The organism is Lentzea californiensis (genome assembly GCF_024648825.1).
Lineage (GTDB): Bacteria > Actinomycetota > Actinomycetes > Mycobacteriales > Pseudonocardiaceae > Lentzea > Lentzea californiensis.
Genome location: NZ_JANBBE010000005.1, coordinates 68,594 through 83,476, shown reverse-complemented (window position 1 = coordinate 83,476; position 14,883 = coordinate 68,594). Strand labels below are relative to the sequence as shown.

The 14,883-nt window shown below is 69.0% G+C and carries 13 protein-coding genes; 9 read left to right on the top strand and 4 right to left on the bottom strand.

From position 1 onward, the window contains the following. Positions 1-20: 20 nt before the first annotated feature. Positions 21-986, top strand: a complete 966-nt coding sequence (locus LX88_RS19920) for a serine hydrolase domain-containing protein (RefSeq protein WP_258949284.1) — start codon at positions 21-23, stop codon at positions 984-986. A gap of 35 nt (positions 987-1,021) precedes the next feature. Beyond that, entirely contained in the window at positions 1,022-2,212 is a 1,191-nt protein-coding gene (gene dinB / locus LX88_RS19915) for a DNA polymerase IV (protein ID WP_258949283.1), read from the top strand. A gap of 72 nt (positions 2,213-2,284) precedes the next feature. Here the strand turns inward: dinB and LX88_RS19910 are convergent, their stop codons facing one another. Both LX88_RS19910 and LX88_RS19905 read right to left on the bottom strand, forming a co-directional pair. Beyond that, positions 2,285-2,488, bottom strand: a complete 204-nt coding sequence (locus LX88_RS19910) for a cold-shock protein (protein WP_258949282.1) — start codon at positions 2,486-2,488, stop codon at positions 2,285-2,287. Further along, complete coding sequence (locus tag LX88_RS19905; RefSeq protein ID WP_258949281.1) at positions 2,485-2,730, bottom strand: hypothetical protein; 246 nt, start codon at positions 2,728-2,730, stop codon at positions 2,485-2,487. Before LX88_RS19905 ends, LX88_RS19910 begins: the two co-directional genes overlap by 4 nt. 150 nt (positions 2,731-2,880) lie before the next feature. Between LX88_RS19905 and LX88_RS19900 the strand changes: the two genes are divergently transcribed. The 4 genes from LX88_RS19900 (at position 2,881) to LX88_RS19885 (ending at position 6,506) form a co-directional block, all read left to right on the top strand. After that, complete coding sequence (locus LX88_RS19900) at positions 2,881-3,111, top strand: hypothetical protein (protein ID WP_258949280.1); 231 nt, start codon at positions 2,881-2,883, stop codon at positions 3,109-3,111. A 113-nt stretch (positions 3,112-3,224) separates the two neighbouring features. Next, on the top strand, positions 3,225-4,883 hold the full coding sequence (locus tag LX88_RS19895) for a glycoside hydrolase family 99 protein (RefSeq protein WP_258949279.1): 1,659 nt from the start codon (positions 3,225-3,227) through the stop codon (positions 4,881-4,883). A 67-nt stretch (positions 4,884-4,950) separates the two neighbouring features. Beyond that, positions 4,951-6,030, top strand: a complete 1,080-nt coding sequence (locus LX88_RS19890) for an NAD(P)H-dependent amine dehydrogenase family protein (protein ID WP_258949278.1) — start codon at positions 4,951-4,953, stop codon at positions 6,028-6,030. Further along, complete coding sequence (locus tag LX88_RS19885; RefSeq protein WP_030479802.1) at positions 6,027-6,506, top strand: carboxymuconolactone decarboxylase family protein; 480 nt, start codon at positions 6,027-6,029, stop codon at positions 6,504-6,506. Before LX88_RS19890 ends, LX88_RS19885 begins: the two co-directional genes overlap by 4 nt. A gap of 14 nt (positions 6,507-6,520) precedes the next feature. Here LX88_RS19885 and LX88_RS19880 read toward each other — a convergent pair whose 3' ends face one another. Continuing rightward, entirely contained in the window at positions 6,521-8,035 is a 1,515-nt protein-coding gene (locus LX88_RS19880) for a GMC oxidoreductase (protein ID WP_504928586.1), read from the bottom strand. Positions 8,036-8,357: 322 nt separating this feature from the next. Here LX88_RS19880 and LX88_RS19875 point away from each other — a divergent pair, with 322 nt between their 5' ends. From LX88_RS19875 to LX88_RS19865, 3 genes are all read left to right on the top strand, one after another. Then, entirely contained in the window at positions 8,358-10,289 is a 1,932-nt protein-coding gene (locus tag LX88_RS19875; RefSeq protein ID WP_258949277.1) for an FAD-dependent oxidoreductase, read from the top strand. Between the two features lie 128 nt (positions 10,290-10,417). Further along, positions 10,418-10,966, top strand: a complete 549-nt coding sequence (locus LX88_RS19870; protein ID WP_258949276.1) for a DUF1062 domain-containing protein — start codon at positions 10,418-10,420, stop codon at positions 10,964-10,966. Between the two features lie 196 nt (positions 10,967-11,162). After that, the gene (locus LX88_RS19865; RefSeq protein ID WP_258949275.1) at positions 11,163-14,147 is read left to right on the top strand and encodes a TIM-barrel domain-containing protein; all 2,985 of its coding nucleotides are present in this window, start codon (positions 11,163-11,165) and stop codon (positions 14,145-14,147) included. Here the strand turns inward: LX88_RS19865 and LX88_RS19860 are convergent. Beyond that, positions 14,125-14,826: a FadR/GntR family transcriptional regulator gene (locus tag LX88_RS19860; RefSeq protein WP_090073731.1), complete on the bottom strand. Its 702-nt coding sequence runs from the start codon at positions 14,824-14,826 to the stop codon at positions 14,125-14,127. The genes LX88_RS19865 and LX88_RS19860 overlap by 23 nt on opposite strands. Positions 14,827-14,883 lie beyond the last annotated feature (57 nt).

Below are 14,883 nucleotides of genomic sequence, written 5' to 3'. Positions count from 1 at the left end.
CACAGGGCTAGCCTGCGCGAATGCCGTTGGGAGACTTGGACAAGATCGCTGAGGACACCGGTTTCTCCGGCGTGGTCCAGGTCGACCGCGCCGGGGAGATCGAGTTCGCGAAGGCCTACGGGCTCGCCAACCGGGCGTACGGCGTGCCCAACACCGTGGACACCAGGTTCGGCATCGCCAGCGGCGGCAAGGGCTTCACCGCGCTGACCGTGCTCTCGCTGGTCCACGAGGGCAAGCTGGCGCTCGGCACCACCGCCCGCTCACTGCTCGGCGACGACCTGCCGTTGATCGCCGGCGACGTGACGGTCGAGCACCTGCTCACGCACACGTCCGGCATCGGCGACTACCTCGACGAGGAGACCGACTGGGAGGCCGACGACTACGTGATCGGCGCCGTGCACGAGCTGACCACGACCGAGGCCTTCCTGCCGTTGCTCGACGGGATTCCGACCAAGTTCAAGGCGGGCGAGCGGTTCGGCTACTGCAACGGCGGCTACGTCGTGCTGGCACTGCTGGCCGAGCGGGCCGGCGGCGAGGGCTACCACGACCTCGTCCGCTCCAGGGTGCTCCGCCCGGCGGACATGACCAGGACCGACTTCCTGCGCTCCGACGAACTGCCCGCCGACGCGGCTGTCGGTTACCTGGACGGCCGCGACCGCTCGAACGTCTTCCACCTGCCGGTGCTGGCGACCGGTGACGGCGGCATCCACACGACCGCGGGCGACATGTCGAAGTTCTGGCGAGCGTTGTTCGCGAGCGGGGACGCCGAGCTGGTCACGAGGCCGCGCCACGACGTGCCCGAGGAGTCGCTGCGCTACGGCCTCGGCTTCTGGCTGCACCAGACCAGCGACACCGTGATCCTCGCCGGGTACGACGCCGGTGAGTCGTTCAAGTCCACCCACGACCCGCACACCGGCACCACCATCACCGTCCTGTCGAACACCTCGCCCGGCGCCTGGCCGATCGCGCGGGCGCTCATGTCCTGACGGGACTGTTCTGAACGGGTGACGGATGCGAACATGTGTTCGTGAGCACCCCGATCCTGCACGCCGACCTCGACGCGTTCTACGCGTCGGTCGAGCAACGGGACGATCCGAGTCTGCGCGGCCGTCCGGTGATCGTGGGCGGCGGAGTGGTACTGGCCGCGAGTTACGAGGCCAAGGCGTTCGGCGTGCGCACGGCGATGGGCGGCGAGAGGGCACGACGGCTGTGCCCGCACGCGATCGTCGTGCCGCCGCGGATGTCGGCCTACTCCGCCGCGAGCAAGGCGGTGTTCGAGGTGTTCCGCGGCACGACGCCGCTGGTCGAGGGCCTGTCGATCGACGAGGCGTTCCTCGACGTCGGCGGCCTGCACCGGATCGCCGGTCCGCCGGAGGTGATCGCCGCACGACTGCGGGCGGACGTGCTCGCGCAGGTCGGTCTGCCGATCACGGTCGGGGTGGCGCGGACGAAGTTCCTGGCCAAGGTCGCGAGCGGGGTCGCGAAGCCGGACGGGCTGCTGGTGGTACCGGCCGACCGCGAACTGGAGTTCCTGCACCCGTTGCCCGTCGAACGGCTGTGGGGCGTCGGCGAGGTGACGGCGGCCAAGCTGCACGCCCTGGGCCTGCGCACGGTCGGCGAGGTCGCCGGGCTCGGTGAGGCGGCGCTGGTCTCGATGATCGGCCGGGCGGCGGGGCGGCACCTGCACGCGCTCGCGCACAACCACGACCCACGCCCGGTCCAAACCGGACGGCGGCGCCGCTCGATCGGCTCACAACGCGCGCTGGGCCGCCGGGAACGCACCTGTGAAGACCTCGACGCCGTCCTCGCCTCGCTGCTCGACGGCATCTCACGGCGGCTGCGGACGACCGAACGCGCCTGCCGGACAGTGGTGCTGCGCCTGCGGTTCGCGGACTTCACCCGCGCGACGCGGTCGCACACGTTGAGGCACCCGACGACGGAGACGGAGGTGCTGCTGGCGGCGGCGCGGGAACTGCTCGGCACCGCGACGCCGATGATCGAGAGCCGGGGCATCACGTTGCTGGGCGTCTCGCTGACCAACCTCCAGAACGAGGCGCCGATGCAGCTGGCGCTGCCGTTCGAGGAGCGCAAGCCGGCGGCACTGGACGCCGCGCTGGACCACGTGCGCGACCGCTTCGGGTCGAGGTCGGTCACGCGGGCGACGCTACTCGGCCGCGATCCCGGCATCTCCGTGCCGCTGTTGCCGGACTGACCACGTGGTCCGCACACAAAACTGTGGAGCGAGCGGCCAGGAACCGATCACTCCACAGTGGACCTACCAGGTCTAGACGAGGCGCACGGCGCGAGCCTGCGGCCCCTTCTGCCCCTCACCGATCTCGAACTCCACGGCCTGGTCGTCGGCGATGCCGTGGTGGCCGTAGTCCTGCACCTCGGACTGGTGCACGAACAGGTCAGGCCCGCCGCCCTCGGGAGCGATGAAGCCGAAGCCCTTGCTGCCGTTGAACCACTTGACAGTTCCTCGAGTCACCCGCGTGCCCCTTGTGCGTGAAGTGCGGTGGAGGCCGGCAGGTTCGCCAGGCCGAGCATGGACAGCAGTTCACGGCAGTCGACGGCGTCGTGCGAACGTCCCGCCACGATCTTGGCGGCCAGACGCTGGTGGTTGATCCCGGTGATCTCGGCGTCCAGTCGCGCTTGCGCGAAGTCCTGAGCCGCGTGACGCGGCTTGCCGAATCCAAGAGAAGAAGGCGAAGTCTGGCGTTCCGGCTGCAAGCCGGTGCTCCTGTCTCCGGCCGCAGAACGCCGGACCGGACGGGGGTCGGGAACCGCATCGGCTGGGTGCCGCTCGCTGGTACCCCGACTCACCCACAGTAGCCCACTGAGCAGGGGCGAGCACCAGACCGCGCCGCGTATCGTCGTTCCATGCCCGAAGACGAAGGTGGACCGGCGCTCGCGCCCACGCTGTCCGAATGGCTCAAAGCACGCGAGGAGACCGCCCGCCACCTGGCTGCGGGTGCCGCGCGAACGGTCGACGAGGCGTGGGTGCAGCGGCTCGCCGACCTGCTCGCGACCGAGCGGTCGTGGCAGGAGCAGTACACCGAACTGGTGGCTCTGGGCAGCACGGACGGCCGCTTCCCCCACTCGAACCGCTGAATCGCGTCCGAACCCGCCCTGTCTCACGGCCGAAGTTCCGGTTCGTCAAATTCTTGCGTGATCCTGTTGACACCTTGCACTCTGGAGTCGAATCGCCGACAAAGGAGTTCGCGATGTCCCTGTCACGCCGAACACTGCTCAGCACCGCGCTCGCCGCTCCCGCCCTGGGGCTCCTGCCCGCCCCGGCGCACGCGGCAAGCCCACCCGGCGACGTCGTCGGCAAGATCACCGTCGGGTACCAGGGCTGGTTCGCCTGCCGCGGGGACAACTCCCCCATCGACGGCTGGTGGCACTGGAACGACGACTGGAGCCGGCCGCCCGCACCGCCCACCAGTTCCATCGTCGCGTGGCCGGACGTCCGCGACTACGCGCGCACGTACCCGACCGCGTTCGCCGGCCTCGGCGACGGCCGGCCCGCCACGCTCTTCTCCCACTACGACCGGCAGACCGTCGACGTGCACTTCCAGTGGATGCGCGACAACAACATCGACACGGCCGCCCTGCAACGGTTCGACCCGACCGGCGGCGAGGGCCCGATCCGCGACGCCGTGACCGCGCACGTCCGGCCGGCCGCTGAGGCCACCGGGCGGAAGTTCTACATCATGTACGACGTCACGAACTGGACGAACATGCAGTCGGAGATCAAGGCCGACTGGCTGGGCAAGATGTCCGCCTGCACGGCCTCCGCCGCCTACGCCCGGCAGAACGGCAAACCCGTCGTGTGCATCTGGGGCTTCGGGTTCAACGACCCCGGCCGGCCTTTCGGGCCGGAGGCCTGCCAGGACGTCGTCGACTGGTTCAAGGCGCGCGGCTGCTACGTGATCGGCGGCGTCCCGACCCACTGGCGGCTGGAGGTCGAGGACTCGCGGAAGGGCTTCGGCGGCGTCTACCGGTCGTTCGACATGATCTCGCCGTGGATGGTCGGCCGGATCGGCACCCCGGCGGACACCGATCGCTTCCACGTCAACGTGAACGTGCCGGACCAGGCCGAGTGCGACGCGCGCGGGATCGACTACCAGCCCTGCGTGCTGCCGGGTGACGTAGGTTCGCGGCAACGGTTGCACGGCGACTTCATGTGGCGGCAGTTCTACAACATGGTCCGCCTTGGCGCACAAGCCATCTACATCTCGATGTTCGACGAGTTCAACGAGGGCAACCAGATCTGCAAGACCGCCGAGACACTGGCCGACGTGCCGGTCGGGTCCGGCTACCTCGCACTGGACGAGGACGGCACCCGGTGCTCCGCCGACTACTACATGAGGCTGACCGGCGACGGCGGCAGGATGCTCAAGGGTGAGATCGCCCTCACCGCCGTCAGGCCCACCCAGCCGTGGATCGGCGGTCCGCCCACCCCGGACACCGACCTGGCCGCCGGGCGCCCGACCACCCAGAGCTCGCAGACCCAGCACTACGGCAGCGGGTTCGCCGTCGACAGCGATCCGCACTCCTACTGGGAGAGCGCGAACAACGCCTTCCCGCAGTGGATCCAGGTCGACCTCGGTGCGGCGCACGCCGTGCGCGGGGCCGTGCTCGCGCTCCCACCGAACCCCGCCTGGGGCCGGCGCACCCAGACCGTGACGATCGAGGGCAGGGCGAACGGCCAGACCTTCAGCCCGCTCGCCGGGCCGGCCGGGTACGTCTTCGACCCCGACACAGGCAACTCGGTCACGGCCACGCTGCCCGGCACCCAGGTCCGGTACGTCCGGCTCACGTTCACCGGGAACACGGCCTGGCCTGCGGGGCAGCTGTCGAGTGTGAAGCTCCACACCTGATCGAGCCGCCGCTTCTCGCCGGATGGGCGCTGTACAACTAGAACGTGTTCTAGGTAATCTGCACCACATGATCGCCACAGTGGTGTGGGGCACCGGCAACGTCGGCCGTGCCGCCATTCGCGCCGTCGATGCCCATCCGGCGCTGAAGCTGACGGCCGTGGTCGTCCACAACCCCGAGAAGGCCGGCCGCGACGCCGGCGATCTCGCCGGGATCGAGCAGGAGCTCGGAGTCACGGCCACGAACGACATCGACGCCGTGCTCGCCACGAGTCCGCGTGCCGTGGTGTACGCCGCGTCCGGTGACGTCCGGCCGGACGACGCGCTGGCCGACATCACCAAGGCGATCCGCGCGGGCGCGGTGGTCGTCACCCCGTCGCTGTACGCGCTGTACGACCCGCGCAGCGCGCCGCCCGAACTTCGAGAACCGGTTCTAGCCGCGATCAAGGAGGGCGGCGGGTCGCTGTTCGTCTCCGGCGTCGATCCCGGCTGGGGCAACGACATCCTGCCGCTGCTGGTCAGCGGGCTCGGCCACACCATCGACGCCGTGCGCTGCCAGGAGATCTTCGACTACTCCACCTACGACCAGCCCGACGCGGTGCGGTGGCTGATCGGATTCGGGCAGCCGCTCGACTACCAGGCGCCGATGCTGATGCCGACGGTGCCGACCATGGTGTGGGGCGGGCAGATCCGGTTGATGGCCAGGGCGTTCGGGGTCGAGCTCGACGAGATCCGCGAGACCGTCGACCGGCGCGCGCTGGACGAGACGGTGACGACGCGGACCATGGGCGAGTTCGAGAAGGGCACGCAGGGCGCGATCCGGTTCGAGGTGCAGGGCATCGTGGAGGGCGAACCGCTCATCGTCATCGAGCACGTGACGCGCATCCACAACTCGTGCGCGACGGACTGGCCGATGCCCCCGTCCGGCGACGGCACGCACAAGGTGATCATCGAGGGCCGGCCGCGCATCGAGGTCTCGGTCGAGTCCGCCGACGAGGGCGAGAACCGTTCCGCGGGGGGCAACGCGACCGCCGTCGGCCGCATCGTGAACGCCATCGACTGGCTCGCCGAGGCCGAACCGGGACTCTACGACGCGCTCGACGTCCCGCTGCGGCCCGCGGCCGGCAAGCTCGGAAGGAGCAGGTCGTGAACATCGACATCCCCGAGGGCAAGGACCCCATCGGATACGTGTGGGGCGAGCTCGTGCCGGGCATCGGCATGGCCGCCGCGAACCTCTCGCTGGCCGTGTACCAGCACACCACGCTGGGGCTGCGCGAGTTCGAGGCGGCGCGGCTGCGGATCGCGCAGATCAACGGCTGCATGTTCTGCCTCGAATGGCGGACCGAACGCGACGGCGAGAAGGTCGAGGACGACTTCATCGACGCGGTGACCCAGTGGCGCACCACCGACGCCTTCGACGACCGGGCGAGGCTGGCCGCGGAGTACGCCGAGCGGTACGCACTGGATCACCACGGTCTCGACGACGAGTTCTGGTCTCGCATGACCGCGCACTACAGCCAGGTGGAGATCGTCGAACTCACGATGAGCGTCGGGGCCTGGCTCGTCTTCGGCAGGTTGAACCGGGTGTTCGGCCTCGACGCCATCTGCGTGCTACCGAAGTTCTGAGGTCCATCCCGGACTCAGAGGTCGGTGGCGATGATCTTCTCGATGTTCCTCTCGGCGAGCGCCGTGATCGTGACGAACGGGTTCACCACGGTGGTGCCGGGAATCAGCGACCCGTCCATCACGTAAAGGCCCGGATAGCCGTGCAGGCGCCCGTAGTTGTCGGTCGCCTTGTTCAGGACCGCGCCGCCCAGCGGGTGGTACGTCAGGTGGTCGCCCCAGATCTTGTAGACGCCGAAGAGGTCGGTCCGGTAGATCGTCCCCTCCTTTGAGTTGATCTTGTCGAAGATGGTCTTCGCCGCGGTGATCGAGACGCTCTTCCACGCCGTCTGCCAGTTCAGGTCGACCTTGCCCGCGGCGGCGTTCCAGGTGAACTGGGCGCGGTTCGGGGTCTTCGTGATCGACAGGTAGAACGACGCGTAGGTCTCGATGCCGGTCGGCAGCGGTGCCACCTCGGCGAAGGCACCGCCCGCGGCCCAGTTGTCGATGCCCAGGGTCGGGATGGACGACTGCAGCTTGCCGGTCGGGTCCCACATGTGGTTCGCGCGGCCGCACATGACGTTGCCGTTGTCGCCCCAGCCCTTGCCGACCTCGCCGTTCAGGTTCGGCAGCGCGCCCGTGGCCTTGAGCTTGACCAGGAGCTTGCTCGTGCCGACGCTGCCCGCCGCGAAGAACACCTTCGCCGCGGTCACCTCCTTGACCGCGATGGGGTCGCCGTTGGTGTTGAGCTGCTCGATGGTGACCTTGTAGCCGCCCGTCGCGGGCACGACGTTCACGACCCGGTGCAGCGGCGAGATGGTGACGCGCCCGGTCGCCCTGACCTTGCTGAGGTAGGTCTTCTGCAAGGACTTCTTGCCGTAGTTGTTGCCGTAGAGGATCTCTCCGACCAGCGCCGACTTCGGCGCCGTTCCCGCCGCCTCCTGCTCCATGTAGTTCCAGTCGTACACGGTGGGCACGAAGACGTACGGGAAGTTCGACCGTTGGGCGTGCTTCCGGCCGACCCGCGCGTACTGGTAGGCCTCGGTCGTGTCGAACCAGGCCGGCCGGATCATGTTGACCCCGAGCTCAGCGTTGGCGCGGGGGTAGTAGGTGCCGTACATCTCGTCGGGGTTCACCGTCGGCAACACGTCGCCGAAGTGCTCGCGTTTCGGCGTCACGGCCATGCCGCCGTTGACGAGCGAGCCGCCGCCGACGCCGCGTCCCTGGTAGACGGTGATGCCGGCGAAGTCCTCGGCGTCGAGGATGCCGGTGTAGCGCGGGATCGCCTTGTCGATCGGGAAGCCCAGGAAGTTGCTGAGCGGCTGCTTCGTCTTGGTGCGCAGCCAGAACGACCGCTGGTCCGGCGTGGTGGTGTTGGCGAAGATCTTCCCGTCCGCGCCGGGGGTGTCCCACGCCATGCCCATCTCGACCATGTGGACGTCGACGCCGGCCTGGGCGAGACGCAGTGCCGCCACGCTGCCGCCGTACCCGGTGCCGATTACCAGGGCGGGGACCACCGCCGCGTCCGCGATCGAAGCCGCCGCCTGTGCCACCGGCGTGACGCCACCGAGCGCGACAGCTCCCAGAATAGAACCTGTTCCAGTAATGAACGAACGTCGCGAAGGACCCTTGAAACCGTTGTCACACGTCATTGTGTGGGTCATGTGATCTTCCTCACTGTGGGCGCATGAGAACAAGTTATACCGGCGGTTGTAGATCAAGTCACTACCTGGTAGTCCCGGTTCGCCCGGCTGCGCGGCGCAGGTGAGGGTCTTGGTGGCGAGAACCGGGGACGGCGCGGACAACCCGTACGGCCCAGTACGACCACACGATCCGGGAATGTCGCGACACGCATGGCCGCCCGACAATCGAGCGATGCCCTCGGTATCTGGTGGTGGTGAGGACGCGAGACCGAGCGTCCTGGTGGTGGGTGCGGGGATCGCCGGCCTGGCGGCGGCACGCGCGCTGCGCGAGCTGGGCCATCCCGTGACGGTGCTGGAGGCCCGCGACCGGGTCGGCGGCCGGATCTGGACCGACGAGCACGGGGTCGACCTGGGCGCGCACTGGATCCACGGCACGGACGGCAACCCGATCACCGAACTGGTGGAGGACCTGGGAATCCCGTACAGCTACGTGGGCGGGGACAGCGCCTACACCGGCGGGTTCGACAGCCTCGACCTGTTCGGCGCGGACCGGCGGGCGGTGAACCACCGCTACAAGAGCCGCACCCTCGAACTGGCCGACGAGGTCCTGCACGAGCTGGAACGCCGCGCCGCCGTGGCGCGCAAGGAAGACCATCCGGACGTTCCGCTCGGCGAGGCCATGCGCCAGGTCCTGGCCGAACGCGGTCTGTCCCCGGAGGACGAACAGGCCGTGCGGTACCACCTGAACGTGATCCTGCGCGAGGACGCGGCGGAAGACCCGGACAAGCTCTCGTTGAAGCACTGGGAAGACGGCTACCTCGTCTACGGCTATGGCGACAGCACGTTGCACCAGGGCTATCAGTCCGTTGTGGACGCTCTGGCCGACGGACTGGACATCCGGCTGGGCCACGTGGTCACGCGCGTCGAGGACGGCCGCGTCAGCACGGACCAGGGCCCGTTCGAGGCCGACAAGGTGCTCGTCACGGTGCCGCTGGGGGTGTTGAAGGCCGCCGCGGTCGAGTTCGTGCCGCCGCTGCCCGAGGCCAAGCGGTCGGCGATCGCCCGGCTCGGGTTCGGCACGCTCAACAAGATCGCGCTGCACTACGACGAACCGTTCTGGCCGCGCGACCAGTACGTGTTCGGCTACCTCTGCCGCGACACGGACCGCTATCCCACCGTCGTCATCAGCATGTGGAAGTCGCACGGCAAACCGGTTCTGGTGATGCTGCTCGGCGCGTCACTCGGCCGTGCGATGGAGACGTGGTCCTCAGAAGAGGTCTCGGCGTACGCGACGGAGGTCGTCCAGGACCTCTTCGGTGCGGACGCGCCCGCTCCCTCCGGCATCTCGCGCACGACGTGGTCCTCCGACCCGTACGCGCTGGGGTCGTACACCTGCATCGGCGTCGACTCGTCCTCGAAGGACATCGCGACACTCGCGGAACCGGTCGGCGACAGGCTGTTCTTCGCCGGCGAGGGCACGAACCCGTACCACTGGGGCTGCGTGCACAGCGCCTACGAGTCAGGCCGCCGCGAGGCCGCGCGCATCAGCGGCAACTCTCACCTCTACACCTCGCCCAGCGCGGGCAAGTCCCGCGCCCAGTCACGCAACACCGACCGGATGCTGCGGTTCGTGCGGATGCGGATGAACCACATCACCGAGCGCGAACTGACCGAGCGGGTGGCGTGCCTGCGGTGCAGCGTCGACCCCCACGGGGTGCGGTTGTTCGGCGCGCTCGCCGACTCCGAACTGGAGACGCTCGCCTCCATGTTCGACGAGATCCCCTACACGGCGGGCGACACGCTGTTCCACGAGGACGACGCGGCGCACGGCGTGTTCCTGGTCGCGTCCGGTCAGGTCGAGATCGACTTCGGCGGGATCTACGAACGGTCGGTGCTCGGCCGGGGCGCGCTGCTCGGCCACTACGACATGTTCTTCAACGCCCGCACCACCTCGGCGACGGCGCTGACCGACGACGTCGTGGCGTTCTACCTCGACCACTACCGCTATCAGAGTTTCCTCTGCGCGTTCCCAGAAGTGATGATGCTGATGCTCTCGGACCTCGTGACGCGGTGGGAGCAGTTGGAAAGCGCCCTCGGTTCCGCGACCCTGCCGAAATTGAGTGGAACGGTGCGACCTCAGGCCGCTACGTTCCTGCCGGACTGATCCCCAGGGGCAAGGACGTGCCGTTGTACACCGTGTGAATTCTCCCAAGCACTTGGTTCTCGTTGCGCGACGCTCTTTGAGCGCCGTGCTCCCTTTGCTGCGGATTTTTCACCGAACGGTGTACTCCTGTGCTCATCACCTGGGCCGTCGTGCCCACCTGCCTTCCTCAAGTCCGCCGTCGTTGCCACGTGTGCGCCGCCGACCGCTTCCGGGCGAGCGGCAAGTTCCGCGTCAACGCCAACCACAAGGTCCTCGACGCCTGGCTCCTCGTGCTCTGCACGGGCTGCGGGGACACGGCCAAGCTCACGATCTTCGAGCGGACCCACGTCCGCGCGGTCCGGCCCGCACTGCTGGACCGGCTGCACGCCAACGACCCGTCACTGGTCGCGGAACTGCTGCAGGACACCGTTCTGCAGCGCCGCAACCACGTCTCCCTCGACTGGGAGGGCGCGTGGCGGCTCGACACCGGCGGGTCCGATCACCTCGACCAGGAGGTGGCCGACGTGTCGGTGCGGTTCACAGCACGGATCCCGGTCCGGCCGGTGCGGCTGATCGCGGACGCGTGCGGTCTGACGCGCGGTGAGGTCGAACGGCTGATCACCGATGGGAAGGCCGTGTCGGCGATCCGGCTGACCGGCAAGGTCTCCGGCGACTTCACCTTCACGCTCAAGCGCTGAACGAGCGTTTCAACGCGGCCAGTACGGCGGCCATGCCCGGTGGATCGGGCGGGTCGCCGTACGTCGCGGCACGCATGTGACGTATCGCGTCGTGCGCTGAATGGGCTCTTGATCGCTCCACATCGTCAGGCCAAGGTGAGGAAGGTTCAGGTCCCTGAACACCTCGGAAGCCGACGGCGTCAGACGAGGAGCACGAATGCGGAAACGCACGACGATCGTCCCTCTGCTAGCCCTCCTGAGCCTGGTCCTCCCCGCACCCGCGACCGCCCAGCCCAACGGCACGGTGGTCTCCGGGCAGGCCAGGTTCCAGATCCTCTCCCCCACCCTGGTCCGTTCCGAATTCGCCGGGGACCGCCGCTTCGAAGACCAGGGCACTTACAACGTTGTAAACCGCACTTTCCCCCGCACGGCCTACACCTCGCGCGTGCAGGACGGCTGGCTGACCATCACCACGTCGGCCATGACGCTGCGGTACCGCGTGGGGTCCGGACCGTTCCGCGCGGACAACTTCGAGCTGAAGACGGCCGGCACGACCGCGTCCCCGTGGCGGCGGGTGGTCTGTGCGACCGGGCAGCTCTGCGAGGCCGAGGACCAGCAACGGGAAGGCCTGCTGGTCGCGGCCGACCACGCCGGGCACTCCGGTGCCGGGTTCGTGGCCGGGTTCTCCTACCTCAACAACGGGATCACGGCGACGGTGCGTGCTGCCAGCGCGGGCAGGCACCGGCTGGTCGTGAAGTACGCGAACGGGCGCGGTGGTGACGGCAAGCACGAGAGCCGCACGCTCGGGCTGTCCGTCGACGGGCAGGCTCCTCGTCAGGTCACGCTGCCCGCGACCGCCGACTGGGGTGCCTGGCAGCAGGTGTCCACGGACGTCGACCTGTCCGCGGGCGAACACCGTGTCTCCCTGACGCGCGGTGCCGCCGACTCGGGCAACGTCAACGTTGACAGCCTCGCCCTGCTCAGCGGTGACCAGGCCTATCCCGGCGTGCGAGCGGTGGACGACTGCCGGTTCGGCACCAGCTGCGAGGCCGAGAACGGCGTGCTGAGCGGTTCGGCCAAGGTCGCGGTCGAGCACGCCGGGTTCGCGGGCACCGGGTTCGTCGCCGAACTCGTCGGGGGCACGCGGCTGAGCCAGCGCGTGACCAGCGTTCCGGCGGCGGGCACGTACCCCGTGGTGCTGCGCTACGCCAACGGTGTCGGTGGCGACGGCAAGCACGAGCCTCGGACCGTGCTGCTCAACGGTCAGGCGGTCACGCTGCCCGTCACGGCGAACTGGGGCACGTGGTCCACCGCGACGGCGCAGGTGTCGTTGCCCGCGGGCACTTCCGACCTCACCGTCACGTGCCCGGACACGGGGTGCCACGTCAACCTCGACACCGTCGGGATCAACAGCTCCGTCCAGCACCTGCCGCTCGGCGGCTACCGGCGTTCGCTCGACGGCTACACCGGCAACAGCGGTGATCCTCAGCTGACGCCCGGTCTGATGTACCGCGACGGCTGGTACCTGCTGGACGACACGACTTCCGCTCTGCGCAACGGAACTCCGCGCGCGGACCGGGGCGCGCAGCCGTACCAGGACGGCTACGTGTTCGGCTACGGCCAGAACCACAAGACGGCGCTCGGTGATCTCACCGCGCTGACCGGCGGGCCGAAGTTGTTGCCGCGCTGGGCTTACGGCGTCTGGTACTCGGAGTACATCGACCGGACGGCCGCCGACTACCGCGACCGGATCCTGCCGGCGTTCCGGCAGCACGGCGTACCGCTGGACGTGCTCGTGGTCGACACCGACTTCAAGGGGCACAACCTGTGGAACGGCTGGCGCATGGACCAGGCGAAGTTCCCGGACCCGCAGGGCTTCCTCGACTGGGCGCACGGTGAAGGCCTGCACAGCACGCTCAACATCCACCCCAGCATCCAGGGCGACGACCCGGACTTCGCCCAGGCGCAGGCCACCGCGAAGGGCAAGCTGGCCAAGGGTTCCTGCACGAACTGCTACGTGTTCGACTGGGGCGACCCCGACCAGCTGCGCGCGTACCTGGAGCTGCACCGGAAGATGCCGACCGACTTCTGGTGGCTCGACTGGTGTTGCGACGGCTCGGGTTCGTCGCTGCGCGGCGTCACGCCCGACTCGTGGATCAACGAGCAGTACGCGAAGATCGGCTCGTTCGCGTTCTCGCGCGGCTTCGGATCGTTGCAGGCCGGTGGGTACAGCGGCTCCGGGCCGTTGCCGACCGGTCCGTGGGCGGAGAAGCGCTCGACCCTGCACTTCACCGGCGACACGTCGTCGACGTGGGGCACGCTGAAGGCGACCATCGGCTACACCTCGGCCGAGGGCGTGTCGACGGGGATGTCCAACATCAGCCACGACATCGGCGGCCACAACGACACCACCGGGCTGCGCGGCTCGGAGACCTACCTCGACAACGGCCAGGTCCGCTACACCACCAAGATGCCGGACGACATGTACGCCCGGTGGGTGCAGCTGGGCGCGTTCCAGCCCATCACGCGGCTGCACAGCAACCACGGCGACCGCCTGCCGTGGCAGTACGGGGCGGTCGCTCAGGCGTCGGCGACGAAGTTCCTGAACCTGCGCGAAAGGCTCGTGCCGTACATCTACTCGCTGGCGGAGCAGGCGAACCGGACCGGCGTGCCGATCCAGCGGCCGGCGTGGCTCGAGTACCCGGGCAGTCCGGAGGCCTACTCCACCGTGGACAGCCAGTTCCTGCTCGGGCCGGACGTGCTGGTCGCGCCGATCACGACGCCCGGCGACTCCGGTTCGACGCGCGTCTGGTTCCCGCCGGGGCAGTGGACCGACTACTTCACCGGACAGGTCTACCAGGGCAACACCTGGGCGACCGTCAGCGCGGGCCTGGACACCATGCCGGTGTTCATGCGCGCGGGCGGCATGCTGGTGGAACGGTCGGAGAACGTGTCCAACGACGTGCAGAACCCGGCCGGCCCGCTGACCGTGCACGTGACGGCCGGCGCCAAGGGCGAGTTCACGCTGTACGAGGACGGCGGGCGCACCCGGATCGTCCAGCACGGCGACACGGTCGTCCTGCTGTCCGGCAAGGTGTCCAAGCGGGACTGGAAGTTCGTCGTGCACAAGGCGGACGGGTCCAGCCACGTCGTGCAGGCGCGCAACTCGCCGGCGGTGGTCAGTCTTCGGGCACCCAGGTGAGCAGCCTGACCTTCGCGACGGTGCGGACGTGCTTGCGCATCGCCGCGGCGGCCTTCTTCGCGTCCCCCGCGGCGATGGCCTCGTAGATCGCCGTGTGCTGCGCCAGTGACCGGGACGGGCGCCCCGGCTGGCGCAGCGACTCGGTGCGGCTCTCGGTGATCTGCTCGGCGATGGTCTTCATGAACTCGGCGAGCAGCGAGCTGTGGGCGGCGGCGGTGACGGCGGCGTGGAAGCGGCGATCCCCTTCCACCCCGTTGTCACCGCCGTCGATCTCGTCGCGCATGAAGTCCAGCGCCTCGCGGATCGTCTCCAGCTCGGCGTCGGTGCGGCGTTCGGCGGCCAGTTCGGCGAGCTTGGTCTCCAGCGCTTCGCGGGCCTCCAGCACCTCGGGGAGGCGTTTGCGGCGTTCGACGAGCTGCTCGACCGGTTCGACGTCGAGGGTGTCGCGCACCAGGTACGTGCCTCCGCCGTGCCTTGCCTCGACCAGGCCCTGGACCTCGAGCACCACGATCGCCTGCTTGACCGACGCGCGGCTGACCCCGAGGCTCGCGGCGAGGTCGCGTTCGGCGGGCAACCTGTCCCCCGCGCTCAGCCCGGCCTCGGTCACGTGCGCGCGCAGGCGTTCGAGCACCTGCTCGTACAGGCGGGACTTCACCATCGGCCTCAGTGCCTCGGACATCGTCCCAGGATAACCGGTCAAGTGGCTCAGCCACTAGGCCACCTCTTGACAGCGGCT